Source organism: Rhizobium sp. P1_C7 (genome assembly GCF_056406295.1).
On sequence record NZ_JBFUAL010000002.1, the window covers coordinates 193,219 to 205,357 of the forward strand.

The following is a 12,139-nucleotide window of genomic DNA, read 5'->3' on the forward strand; positions in this document are numbered from 1 at the left end:
TCGATCAGGCGGATACCGGGAAATATCTGACATAAGCGAACTCGTAACCGTTTGGTGACCAGTTGGGCACATTGATCGTTCCCTGCCCGCCAAAGAGTTCGAACAGTGTCGTCAGATTGCCACCATCCATATCCATGAGCCGCAGCCTGACATTCAGGTCGCGCGGATGGTCGAAAACGTGAGGATCATAGGAAAGGATCAGCACCTTGTCATTGCCGGGCGACGGATGGGCGAACCAGTTGCCGTAGTCGTCTTGCGTGATCTGCTCGAGCCCCGTCCCATCCGGATGAATGCGCCAGATCTGCATGATACCGGTGCGGCTGGAATTGAAGTAGATCCACTTGCCGTCAAAGGAATAGTCCGGCCCGTCGTTACGGCCCTCTCCATGGGTGAGACGCTTCTCTGCGCCCCCGCTGAACGGGATCGTGTAAATGTCGAAGATGTCGTCGCGGATGCCGCAATAGGCCAGTTCCTGACCGTCAGGTGACCAGCCATGCCAATAGGACGGAAGGTTCGTTGTAACCAGGCGGGGAATACCGCCGCCCACAGGCAGAACGTAGATCGCCGACTTTCCGAATTCAGTCTTGTCGGAAATGACGATCTGTGACCCATCTGGAGAGATGCCGTGATCGTTGTTGCATGCGATGGCAAAGCCGGTATCGACCTTCTCGACGCTGCCTGAACCGTCGAGTGGGAGACGGTGAAGAAGCCCGTCCCCGTTCAGCAGGAGGTAGGTGCCGTCGGGTGAAAAATTCGGAGCTTCGACAAGTTGATCGGTTTGCCAGACGATCCGGGGCAGGCCAGTCCGAACATTAAAGATCTCCACGGAACTGCGCACGCAACGCCTCCTCAAACTCAAATCAAACTCAGGCTTGAACTACTCCACCGCCTGCCCTCGCGCAAGGACATGTCTCGGCGGATATTTCTGCCTCCGCCCGATTCGGCCCGTCGAAAGCAGCGTCAACGATGCAAAAATTTCGAGCACAATTTGATCAGAAAAGTCATATATGCCGGAAACCTAATCGGTTCATCTAGCGTTCATGACCCAGATGTGACAGTTCGGTGAAGGTTTGATGACACTGGAGTTTCACCGTTGATCGCGCAAGTCCTGAGGTCCGAAGCGGCAATGCGCGTCGCGTCGTTTTACACTCGTGTCGGCGCAAGCGGTCGCCCGACCGCCTTGCGCGGTGGGATCAGCATTGCGATTTCGGCATTGATAGCCCTTGCGGCTACCATCGCAGTCGAATCAATCGCACGTGGCGGTGTTGCCGACGTCCGCGAGTTCGTGACGTCAACGGCTCGTCCCGGTATCACGACTGTGGTGATGCTGACGGTGCTGATGCTGTCGCTGGACGCGGTGTTCAGTCGGCGGTTTCTTTCCGTGCTGATCGTTCTACCGGGGGTGCTCGTACCAGCCTTCGTGTCCAATCAGAAGCAGCATTATCTCTCGGATCCACTCTATCCCTCGGATGTGCTTTTCGGGCGGCAAATCATGGAATTACTGCCCGTCATGGTCCGAGACCGTCCGTTTTCGGCCGTGGCGCTTGCCGTCGGTATCCTGCTTTCGGTCACCGGGATCGTGCTGGCCTGGCGTTTTGCGTGGCGCCACTTCCCGAAGTTGTCGAGCAAGAGCCGCACGAGAAGCCTTTGCCTTGGCCTGCCGATTATCGCGGCCTTCGCCTCTCTGATGGATTACTCCCAGTATTCGTGGATCCGCGATCGTCTGCAGGTCGTACCGATGATGTGGGACCAGAAGGAAAACTATCGTAGCAACGGCTTTATCCTCGCCTTCATCTTCAACATTCCGATGGCCGACGTTGCTGTTCCCGCCGGCTTCGGTGCGCAAGCTCTCGACGCTATTCCCGCCCGCAATTACGGCTATCTGAGTGGCCCGCGTGAAAAGCCCGACGTCATCATGCTGATGAGCGAATCCTTCTGGGATCCGACGCGGCTGAAGACGCTGAAGCTGTCGGAAGATCCGCTGCCGAATATCCGCGCAGCCCAATCCGGCTATGTCTTTTCGCCGGAGTTCGGTGGCATGACGGCCAATGTCGAATTCGAGGCACTGACTGGCTTCTCGAATGCGTTTCTTCCGTACGGCAGCATTCCCTATCAGCAGTACGTCCGCACCGATCTACCATCGCTTGCGACCTTCTTTCGGGGCGAAGGCTATGCGGCGCGTGCGCTGCATCCTTTCAGCGGGTGGTTCTGGAACCGAAACGAGGTCTACAAGGATTTCGGCTTCGAGGAGTTTCGTAGCGAAGAGACTATGCCGGCGATGGAAAAGCGCGGCATCTTCGCCTCCGACGATTCCCTGATGAAGGAGATCATGCAGGAGGCGGATGGGATGGATCGCCCCTTCTTCTTCTTCGCGGTCACCTTGCAGGGACACGGTCCGTACGAAGCCAACCGCTATAGCAAGAACACGATCGATATTCTGGGTAATCTGACGGATGCCGACCGCGCCACGCTGGCCACCTATACCCAGGGGGTCAAGGAGGCCGACGATAGCTTCAAGATGCTTGTGGATTGGGCAGAGAAGCGCGAGCGTGAGACCATCATCGTGCTTTGGGGCGATCATCTTCCGCCGCTTGGCAATGTTTACATGGATACAGGTTACATGCCCGACCAGGTGGCCACCCGCAAGGCATCAGTCAGCGTCATGAAGCAGGAACACGAGACACCGCTGGTCATCTGGTCCAACAAGAAGGGATCAAAGGCTGACATCGGCACTATCAGCCCGTCTCTGCTTCCTTATCATTTGCTTAAATTCGCGGGCTACGAGCACCCATACTACACCGGCTTCCTCGGACGAGTTCAGAGGAAATATGCGGTCGTGGACCGCTATCAGCTTATCGCGCGCGACAATACGCCCTCGCCAGACTGGGTTCTCGATTCCAAAACTCTCGATCCGCTCGTGCGCGATTATCATTATATCCAGCACGACATCATGTTCGGTAAAGCTCACACGCTCGACCGTTTTTTCCCGCAGCACGCATTGATCCGCAATCCGGGCTCCTGAATCACTGCGCTGCATGCCGCATTGCAATTTCATTGCATAACGGAATACTCGCCCCGAACTAGGAATAGAGTATCGGGAGTCGATCCATGCACAACCTGCCCAACTTCGTACACCTTCATTTTGACAAGTCCGCCGACGAGCTTGGCGATATCGAGAAGCGCGTTCTAGCCAAGGCGCACGAACGTAAGATCATATCGACCGATATCAACGCGGCACTGCAGGCGGAGGCTTCGCTCGGCGAGCGATTGTCTGATTCGATTGCGCGCATCGGCGGTTCCTGGGGTTTCATTTCCGCCTTCCTGGTCTTTCTGGTCTTCTGGTCCGTCGTGAACACGATTGTCCTCACGACCCAGCCATTCGACCCCTACCCGTTCATTTTTCTCAATCTCATTCTCTCAATGATCGCCGCCATCCAGGCTCCGATCATCATGATGTCGCAGAACCGACAAGCCGAGCGCGACCGTTTCGAGGCGGCAAAGGACTACGAAGTGAACCTGAAGGCGGAATTGGAGGTTCTTTCTCTTCACCAGAAGATCGACCTGCAGGTTTTGACGGAGATCGCCGCCATGCGCGAGGATATCGCGCGCCTATCGCAGCGTTTGACGAGTTGAGAACCTCACCCGCAAACGCTCGATTTAACTATATCGAGGAATTGCAGCGGTACGGGATGCGTGGCAAGTTGCAACAACGTTGCAACTATAAGAGGAGCAAATCGACCTAAATCGAAGGACGACGGAAATCGCCCGATTGCATTTATGACCTTGATTACACTGGTGAGACGACAAAACAGAAATGGATGACGTTATTGGTTCCTCACGCCGCCAAATACTGACGGGCAAGCTTCATACGCGGATTCTCCATCATCCCTCATTCCTCTCTATAGAGCGCAGGATAGCGTCGCACCTGATTGGCATTCATAGACGCGCTCCTCGCCTTGCGCGCCTGGCCGCCTCGCATCGGAAATGGCTGCTGACGCAGACGCTGTTTGCCATGCATGCCGGCCGCGACCCGAGTGATCCCCTTTCAGGCCTGACGGCGAGCCGGCTCATGCAGGTGGCAAGCGATCTGAAGGTGGCTAGCAAGAACACGGCCGCATCGTTCCTGGCGGAACTCGTTGCCTACAAATTCCTGCGTGATGTGCCTGACGAAACGCCGGACCGCCGGGTGCGTCGGCTGGAAACTACAGAGGTCAGCGAGGAGGCAATGCACTCATGGTTCGTCGGTCATATATCCTGTCTCGACTGGCTCGACGGCGGCAACCGCGCCGCGATCACCACCCTGGTTCCTAACCTTTTCAGAATTGCCCAGCCACGCGCTGCGAGTGCGCTCTGCCTGGAACCGGTCTGGAGAGACCCGCGCGACAGTGTAGGTCACTTTCTCTTCTCTGATGTCGGTGGTCTCGTTCTTCACGATCTCATCAGCCGTCTGCCCGACGACGCCCGAGAGCGTGATCGCAATGTCCTCGAAGGTGTAAATCTTGTCGAGACGTCCAACGAGTTCGGCATTTCGCTGACGAACCTCAAGCGGATGTTCAAGAAGGCGGAAGCGGAGGCTCTTCTAGGATGGGAAGCCCCACGCAATCGTGGCAAGCTCTGGCTCTCCCGCACGTTCATCGAAGACTATTTCCATTGGCAATCGGCGAAATTTGCCGAGCTCGACAAGGCTGTGCACTGGGCAGCGGCCCATATCTGATAGCGCTGCTGGCGGCTAGTCTAGGCCGACCTCCGCTGCATCGATGCCCGCAATCCGCGCCACTTCAATGAACAAGCCCGGCGATTGGCCGGGCTTGTTCGCAGTTCGAATAGTCGATATCGATCAACCGTTGACCGCCAAACGCTTTTCGTCGCGGCCGCCCTTCATCCGCTCGGCAAGCAGGAAGGCAAGCTCGAGCGCTTGGTCGGCGTTGAGGCGCGGGTCGCAATGGGTGTGATAACGATCATGCAGATCGTCCGCCGTCACTGCGCGAGCGCCGCCAGTACACTCTGTCACGTCCTTGCCGGTCATCTCGATATGGATGCCGCCCGGATGGGTGCCTTCTGCGCGGTGGATCTGGAAGAAGCTCTCCACTTCCGACAGGATCCGCTCGAACGGACGGGTCTTATAGCTGTTGAGCGTGATCGTATTGCCGTGCATCGGATCGCAGGACCAGACGACCTTGCGACCCTCACGCTCGACAGCGCGGATCAGGCGCGGCAGATGCTCGGCAACCTTGTCGTGGCCGAAACGGCAGATCAAGGTCAGACGGCCGGATTCGTTGGTCGGATTCAGGATGTCGATCAGATCCAAAAGATCGTCTGCCTGCAGAGACGGGCCGCACTTCAGGCCAATCGGATTCTTGATGCCCCGGCAATACTCGACATGCGCATGATCGGCCTGTCGCGTACGGTCGCCGATCCAGATCATGTGGCCGGAGGTTGCATACCAGTCGCCCGAAGTGGAATCGACACGGGTCAGCGCTTCTTCGTAGCCGAGTAGCAGCGCTTCATGGCTGGTGAAGAAATCGGTCTCGCGCAGGCTAGGATTGTTTTCCGAGCTGATACCGATCGCCTTCATGAAATCCATGGTTTCACTGATACGGTCCGCGAGCTTGCGGTAACGCTCGCCCTGCGGGCTGTCTTTGACGAAGCCGAGCATCCACTGGTGCACGTTCTCGAGATTGGCATAGCCACCCATCGCGAAAGCGCGCAACAGATTCAACGTCGCGGCCGACTGGCGGTAAGCCATGGCCTGACGTTCAGGATTGGGGATGCGGGCCTCTTCCGTGAATTCGATCCCGTTGATGATATCGCCGCGGTAGCTCGGCAGCGAGATACCATCGAGCGTTTCAATGCCAGAAGAGCGCGGTTTGGCGAACTGGCCGGCAATGCGGCCGACCTTCACGACAGGCAGCTGAGCGCCGAAAGTCAGGACAACGGCCATCTGAAGAAACGCGCGGAAGAAGTCGCGGATGTTGTCTGCGCCATGTTCGGCGAAGCTTTCAGCACAATCGCCGCCCTGAAGCAGGAAGCCGTTGCCTTCCGCTACATTCGCGAGATGCTTTTTCAGGCGGCGCGCTTCGCCTGCAAAGACGAGCGGTGGATAAGATGCAAGCTGGGCTTCCGTTGCTGCCACTGCCGCCTGATCGGGATAATCCGGAACCTGCTGGATCGGTTTTTGCCGCCAACTGCTCGGAGTCCAGTTCTGTGCCATCTCACTCACCTGTTTCAGCATCCAGCTCGTGCCGGATGTCTCGTCATAAAAATGTTGGGCGGCTTATAAACCTTTAGCGCCATTTTGCATAGCAGCGTTTCCGTTGTTTGGGACGCCTATGAAGTCGCCGAATGACACCCAATAAAAGGGCACTCTCCGTCGCGACTTCAAGCAGTACAGGCAGGATTAACGGTCAATATACCAAGACGATTTGTATCCAATTTAAGGTTTCCGCATAGAAATCATCCCTGCACTTAAAGGGTGCGGTCATGAAGACCCGCTTCACACACCTATGCCAGGGAGAAAGTGGGATTACTTCGTAGGCAGATTAAACCGCTTCCTCGCCGACCGCTCCGGCAATGTCGGCGTCATGACCACCAGGAGTGCACAACACCGGGGCTCTACTTCGAGGTCACACCGACCCAAGGCATCGCCGAGGCGCAGTGAAGGCCCTGTTCCTGAAGGTTATACGGATGCTGCGCATCACCAGCTGACCGGCGGCGTCAGACCCGCACGCCGTCACGGAGGCGATAGCTCGGCGCATACATTGTGACGAGTTCTTCCGCAGCGGTCGGATGCACGGCCATGGTGCGGTCGAAATCATCCTTGGTGCAGCCGGCTTTCAGCGTAATGCCAAGCAACTGCGCCATCTCGCCTGCGTCGTGACCAAGAATATGCGCTCCGACGACCTTGCGGCTGGCTGCGTCGACGATCAACTTCATGACCATCTTTTCTGCGCGGCCGGAAAGCGTTGCCTTCATCGGCCGGAATTGGGCACGATAGACTTCAAGGTCCTGATATCGCTTGCCCGCCTCCTCCTCACTTAGGCCGACCGTGCCGATCTCCGGTTGCGAAAACACGGCCGTGGCGATCGTCTCGTGATCCGGTTTCGTCGGATTGTTCTTGTATTCTGTCTCGATGAAGCACATCGCCTCATGGATCGCGACCGGCGTCAACTGTACCCTGTCGGTGACGTCACCCAGTGCATAGATATTCTCGACGCTGGTGCGCGAATACTCGTCAACGACGATTGCACCGCGCTCATCGGTCTTGACGCCGGCAGCTTCAAGGCCAAGCCCCTGCGCGTTCGGCACGCGGCCAAGCGCCAGCATCACCACGTCTGCATTCAGTGCGCCATTGTTCAATGTCTCGACAAGCAGGCCGTCGCCGCTCTTCGCGACACTCTGCAACATGTCGTGGCATAGGATGCGAATACCCTTGGCGACCATCGCTTCGTGCAATCCGCGACGCAAGTCATGGTCGAAGCGGGAGAGGATTTCCGCGCCCCTGTAGATCAGCGTCGTCTCGACCCCGAGCCCGTGGAAGATATTGGCGAACTCGACGGCGATGTAGCCACCGCCTGCAATGACGATCGAGCGGGGGAGCTCCTCGAGATGAAACGCCTCATTGGAAGAAATGCATAGCTCGTGCCCCGGAAGCGCCGCATGCGGGTTTGGCCGGCCGCCGGTGGCGATGACGATGGTCTTGGCGGTGACGGTCTGGCCGGTCTTCACCAGACGCACTGTATGTGCGTCGATCAGTTCGGCACGCGTCTCTAAAATTTCCGCATTCGCTCCGGAAAGGCCTTTCTTGTAGAGACCTTCGAGCCGCGTGATCTCCGCGTCCTTGGCGGCAATCAGCTTCTTCCAGTCGAAAGAGCTTTCGCCGACGGTCCAGCCGAAGCCGGCGGCGTCCTCGAAATGCTCACGATACTGCGCGGCATAGACGAAAAGCTTCTTCGGAACGCATCCGCGAATGACGCACGTGCCGCCGAAGCGATACTCCTCGGCGATTGCAACCTTCTTGCCGAGTGACGCGACGACGCGGGCGCTGCGCACGCCGCCTGAACCACCGCCAATGACGAAGAGGTCATAATCATAGGATGTCATGGGGAAGCTCCGGATGGAATCGGCTGGGAGGACGCGACTGATATAGTATCGATCGCCAGAAATGCAAAAGCCCGGACAAAGCCGGGCTTTCGACGCAATGGCGATAACCGTGTTACGGCTTTGCAGCAGGCTTCGGTGCAGCCGCCGGGTCTGCTACAGCAGCAGGCGCGGCCTTGATCACCTTCCTGAGCTCGGCACTTGTCTGCTTCTGCAGGTCGCGTGAAATGCCCTGCGCCCAGATATCGGCAGCCTTGACCGTCTCGCGCGATGCGATCGGGCCATCCTTGAGCAGCTTCTGCCCGACCGGCGAGCTGTAGAATGCGGCAATGGCGTTCAGCTCCTCCACCGAAAATGCCTTTGCGTAAGTCAGCGCAGCTTCCTTCTCGAGGTCGGCGCGGCGCGGCGCCAGTGCAAGAGCCTGCTTGTCAACCTCCGCGGTGATCGCGTCCTGATAGTTCGGCGAATCCTGGATCAGGTCTGCCTTGAGCCGTTCGGCGAGGCCCGGCAGGATGTTGTCGAACTGCGTCGTTGCGCCGATTGCATTGATCGCTGCCCGTGCCGCCTTCAACTGCTCCGGAGATGCTTCCTGAGCCTGGACGGCAGAGCTGAACGCAACACCCGAAAGGATGACGGTCGCAGCGGCAAAACGGCCAAGACCTGCAAATTTAATCATGAGTTTCATAGCTCCTGTTACCTGTTTGCCCGCAGCTCGCGCGCGCCACCTGGGCCGGCGATAATCGCAAGCGCGGCCATATTGAGAAAGAGTCCGTGTTCCACGACGCCGGGTATCGAGTTCAACTCGTTTGAAAGCGCCTCTGCATCAGGAATACGGCCAAAAGATGCATCGATAATATAGTGTCCGCCGTCTGTCGTGAAAACGCCGTCGCCGGATTGGCGAAGCGTCAGGCCGCCGACGAGCCCGAGTTCAGACGCTGTCTTTTCGATCGCGATCCGCGTCGACACGAGGCCGAAGATGTTGACTTCGATCGGCAGCGGAAACGCACCGAGGGTCTGCACCAGCTTCGTTTCATCGGCGATGACAATCACACGGTTGGAAGCGGCGGCGACGATCTTTTCGCGCAGCAACGCACCGCCACCGCCTTTGACCAACCGGAGACTGGCGTCGATCTCGTCTGCGCCGTCGATGGTAAGGTCGAGTTCCGGCAGCTCGTCCAGAGACTTCAGCGGCACGCCGAGTTCAACGCAAAGCCGGGCAGTCCGCTCGGACGTCGGTACACCCTCCACCCTGAAGCCGTCGGCAACCTTTTCCGCGAGGAGCCGTACGAACTCCTCCGCGGTGCTGCCCGTTCCTATTCCGAGGCGCATCCCGCTCTCCACGTGGGCGAGCGCAGCCTCGGCGGCTTTGATCTTCATTTCGCGGGCATCCATGCGCCGCCTACTCCAAAAGTTACGTTGGTTGAGCTGTTTACACGGCTCGCCTGCCAAACGAAAGCCAAAATAGCACCGCGCATTTCGAAATCCCGGATAGACATGCGATCCTGCAACCGCGACCGGGAAAGCGTTGCTTTTGCGGCCTTCATCGCTTACCTCAGCAAGCATATTCCAATAGCGAACAGGCTTACTCCCTTGACCCCTGCCCTTGTCGTCTTCGATCTCGACGGAACGCTTCTCGACACGCATGTCGATCTGGTCGAAAGCCTGAACCATACGATTGCAGCGCTCAATCTCGCCGCGGTGAGCTACGATGATCTCACGCACCTGGTCGGCCACGGCGCCAAGGTCATGATCGAGCGTGCTTGCAAACTGCAGGGCCATCCGCTTGAACCGGAAGCGTTGCCACCGCTGCTCGACCGGTTCATCGCCCATTATACCGCGAACATGCCAGGCCGCACCGAGCCCTATCCTGGGCTCGTCAGCGCGATGGACCAGCTGAAGTCCAGGGGATACAGGCTTGCCGTCTGCACCAACAAGCTTGAAGCACTGGCGCGCACGCTGCTCGACCGCCTGAAGCTGACCGCTTATTTCGATGCGATCACGGGCGGAGATACCTTCGCCGTCCACAAGCCGGACGCAGCTCATTTGCTAGGTACTATTAAAATGGCCGGCAGCAATGCCGGTCGTGCCGTGATGATCGGCGACAGCGCAAACGACATCCTCGTCGCACGCAATGCCGGCGTTCCCTCGATCGCGGTTCCGTTCGGCTATTCCGACGTTCCGATCGAAACGCTCCGGCCGACACGGATCATCTCGCACTTCAGTGAGCTCACGCCCGAACTGGTGGCATCGCTCATTGGCGATGTCGCGCCGGCGGTCGCGGTGCAATAATAAGCAATATGCACAGCTGCTAATCAGTTGTTTGCCAATGGAAACGCATCTTTTGATTGCTGTTAATCCACGGTCTCAGCCTGCAGTTTAGAGGGCGACGGCGCATCAAGCGTCAATGAAATCCCATCGCGGGGCCGTGATTTCATTTGATAAAATGTGAGGTTTGCTGGCACGCCCTCGCTCACATTCCCGCCTCAATTCGAGCGCGAATTCGATTTCGCCGAGGGTTTGACACCACGTTGTTGCAACGATGGATTGAGGAGATATACAATGCATATTCATTTTGCTGCCGCTGCTGCGTTTTTTACCCTCGGTATGGCGGGCGCGGCCTTCGCTCAACCTCAGTATTCGAACGACTATTCAAACGACACGGATGGATTCGCTCCCGTCACGATGGCGCCGCCCAAGCCTGTTCACTACACGCAACACAGGGCGCCTGAATATTCGAACGACTACAGTAATGATGGCGATGGATTCGCGCCGGTTCGCATTGCACCGAAGGTCGACAAGACAGCGACGGCAAGCATCAGGCCACTTCCGGACTGCAGCTATATGTCTAAGGACACAGTGCATACGAAAGGCGGCGATGGCGGCGCTTCGCATTCCGACGCATGCCGGGATATCGGCAACAAGTAGCGGTCTGCGCAACAGAGGGGTCGGCAACTAGAACTCCGGCCCCTTCTGCAGATGTTTGATGTTGGTCTGGGGCTTAGTCGACGCGCACTGTCTCGCCGAAAATCGATTCGAACGCTTCGCGAAGCCTAACGTCAACATCTGCCATCATGAGGGGCAAGCCCAAATCGACCAGGCTGGTGACCCCATAGGCCGAGATCCCGCAGGGGACGATTCCCCCGAAATGATCGAGATCCGGCTCCACGTTCAACGACAGGCCATGAAAGGTCACCCACTTCCTGAGGCGAATGCCGAGCGCCGCGATCTTGTCTTCGGCCACCGTTCCATCGGGTAGCAACGGCTTGTCGGGCCGCCGAACCCATACGCCAACGCGGTCCTCGCGACGTTCGCCGCGGATGTTCATCGAATCGAGCGTGCGAATGATCGTTTCCTCAAGGGCAGCAACGAATGCGCGGACGTCCTGGCGCCGGCGCTTGAGGTCGAGCATTACATACGCCACCCGCTGACCGGGGCCATGATAGGTGTATTCGCCCCCACGACCGGTGGCAAAGACGGGAAACCGATCCGGCTGTACGAGATCCCTGGCATTCGCACTGGTGCCGGCCGTATAAAGGGGCGGATGCTCCACCAGCCAGACCAGCTCATCGCCGCCCTCCGCGATCGCCGCCGCTTCCCGCTCCATGATATCCACAGCCTCGACGTAAGGCACAAGCCCATCGGCGATACGCCACCGGACCGGACGAGTATCGGCAATCGGAAGCATGGAAAACTCGAGATCTGTACGTAGCATGGCCAATCCTTGTCGCTGCCCCTCTTTGCAGGCAGGCCGCTGAGAGCATCTATATGGCCCCGTTTCGCCGGCGATTCAAACACTGTCACTTCTCTTGAAAAAATCTGTCACATCGCACTTGTGTCCCCGGAATCCTTTTGCTACATGCTGCGTCGCCGGCACAAACCGGCACCTACCACGATGCGGTCGTGGCGGAATTGGTAGACGCGCAGCGTTGAGGTCGCTGTGGGGCAACCCGTGGAAGTTCGAGTCTTCTCGACCGCACCATTCTCTCTCCAGAGGAGCGAGAAAAGCCGGATATCATTTGGCTTTCAACGATGCAGCTGTTTT

General features: G+C 58.0%; 11 protein-coding genes and 1 tRNA gene. 6 read left to right on the top strand and 6 right to left on the bottom strand.

Annotated features, from left to right (window positions below):
• Nucleotides 1–4: 4 nt before the first annotated feature.
• Nucleotides 5–838 carry a TolB family protein gene (locus AC1D2R_RS04065; RefSeq protein ID WP_477965009.1) on the bottom strand — a complete coding sequence of 278 codons (834 nt, stop codon included), beginning with the start codon at nt 836–838 and terminating at the stop codon, nt 5–7.
• Between the two features lie 255 nt (nt 839–1,093).
• Here AC1D2R_RS04065 and AC1D2R_RS04070 point away from each other — a divergent pair, with 255 nt between their 5' ends.
• The 3 genes from AC1D2R_RS04070 to AC1D2R_RS04080 all read left to right on the top strand — a co-directional run bounded on the left by AC1D2R_RS04070 (nt 1,094) and on the right by AC1D2R_RS04080 (nt 4,714).
• Nucleotides 1,094–3,022 carry an LTA synthase family protein gene (locus tag AC1D2R_RS04070; protein ID WP_477965011.1) on the top strand — a complete coding sequence of 643 codons (1,929 nt, stop codon included), beginning with the start codon at nt 1,094–1,096 and terminating at the stop codon, nt 3,020–3,022.
• An 86-nt stretch (nt 3,023–3,108) separates the two neighbouring features.
• Nucleotides 3,109–3,633, top strand: a complete 525-nt coding sequence (locus AC1D2R_RS04075) for a DUF1003 domain-containing protein (RefSeq protein WP_477965013.1) — start codon at nt 3,109–3,111, stop codon at nt 3,631–3,633.
• 181 nt (nt 3,634–3,814) lie between these two features.
• The gene (locus tag AC1D2R_RS04080; protein WP_477965015.1) at nt 3,815–4,714 is read left to right on the top strand and encodes a hypothetical protein; all 900 of its coding nucleotides are present in this window, start codon (nt 3,815–3,817) and stop codon (nt 4,712–4,714) included.
• A 123-nt stretch (nt 4,715–4,837) separates the two neighbouring features.
• Here AC1D2R_RS04080 and AC1D2R_RS04085 read toward each other — a convergent pair whose 3' ends face one another.
• The 4 genes from AC1D2R_RS04085 to rpiA form a co-directional block, all read right to left on the bottom strand.
• Entirely contained in the window at nt 4,838–6,211 is a 1,374-nt protein-coding gene (locus tag AC1D2R_RS04085) for a class II 3-deoxy-7-phosphoheptulonate synthase (protein WP_477965017.1), read from the bottom strand.
• 503 nt (nt 6,212–6,714) lie between these two features.
• Nucleotides 6,715–8,100 carry a glutathione-disulfide reductase gene (gene gor / locus AC1D2R_RS04090; protein WP_477965019.1) on the bottom strand — a complete coding sequence of 462 codons (1,386 nt, stop codon included), beginning with the start codon at nt 8,098–8,100 and terminating at the stop codon, nt 6,715–6,717.
• A gap of 112 nt (nt 8,101–8,212) precedes the next feature.
• Nucleotides 8,213–8,773, bottom strand: coding sequence for a DUF2059 domain-containing protein (locus tag AC1D2R_RS04095; protein WP_477965021.1), 561 nt, complete (start codon nt 8,771–8,773; stop codon nt 8,213–8,215).
• Nucleotides 8,774–8,790: 17 nt separating this feature from the next.
• Complete coding sequence (rpiA, locus tag AC1D2R_RS04100; RefSeq protein WP_477965023.1) at nt 8,791–9,489, bottom strand: ribose-5-phosphate isomerase RpiA; 699 nt, start codon at nt 9,487–9,489, stop codon at nt 8,791–8,793.
• A gap of 198 nt (nt 9,490–9,687) precedes the next feature.
• Here rpiA and AC1D2R_RS04105 point away from each other — a divergent pair, with 198 nt between their 5' ends.
• Nucleotides 9,688–10,386: an HAD family hydrolase gene (locus AC1D2R_RS04105; RefSeq protein ID WP_477965399.1), complete on the top strand. Its 699-nt coding sequence runs from the start codon at nt 9,688–9,690 to the stop codon at nt 10,384–10,386.
• Between the two features lie 270 nt (nt 10,387–10,656).
• Entirely contained in the window at nt 10,657–11,022 is a 366-nt protein-coding gene (locus AC1D2R_RS04110) for a hypothetical protein (RefSeq protein ID WP_477965025.1), read from the top strand.
• A 73-nt stretch (nt 11,023–11,095) separates the two neighbouring features.
• Here the strand turns inward: AC1D2R_RS04110 and lipB are convergent, their stop codons facing one another.
• A complete protein-coding gene (gene lipB / locus AC1D2R_RS04115) occupies nt 11,096–11,815 on the bottom strand; it encodes a lipoyl(octanoyl) transferase LipB (protein WP_477965027.1) in 720 nt (239 codons plus the stop codon).
• A gap of 176 nt (nt 11,816–11,991) precedes the next feature.
• On the opposite strand from lipB, the gene AC1D2R_RS04120 reads away from it, so the two are divergent.
• A tRNA-Leu gene (locus AC1D2R_RS04120) sits at nt 11,992–12,076 on the top strand.
• Nucleotides 12,077–12,139: the final 63 nt, after the last annotated feature.

Excerpts from the sequence above, each read along its gene's own strand:
- AC1D2R_RS04075 (WP_477965013.1), top strand. The coding sequence starts at position 3,109 with ATGCACAACCTGCCCAACTTCGTACACCTTCATTTTGACAAGTCCGCC.
- AC1D2R_RS04080 (WP_477965015.1), top strand. The coding sequence starts at position 3,815 with ATGGATGACGTTATTGGTTCCTCACGCCGCCAAATACTGACGGGCAAG.
- AC1D2R_RS04085 (WP_477965017.1), bottom strand. The coding sequence starts at position 6,211 with ATGGCACAGAACTGGACTCCGAGCAGTTGGCGGCAAAAACCGATCCAG.
- gor (WP_477965019.1), bottom strand. The coding sequence starts at position 8,100 with ATGACATCCTATGATTATGACCTCTTCGTCATTGGCGGTGGTTCAGGC.
- AC1D2R_RS04095 (WP_477965021.1), bottom strand. The coding sequence starts at position 8,773 with ATGATTAAATTTGCAGGTCTTGGCCGTTTTGCCGCTGCGACCGTCATC.
- rpiA (WP_477965023.1), bottom strand. The coding sequence starts at position 9,489 with ATGGATGCCCGCGAAATGAAGATCAAAGCCGCCGAGGCTGCGCTCGCC.
- AC1D2R_RS04110 (WP_477965025.1), top strand. The coding sequence starts at position 10,657 with ATGCATATTCATTTTGCTGCCGCTGCTGCGTTTTTTACCCTCGGTATG.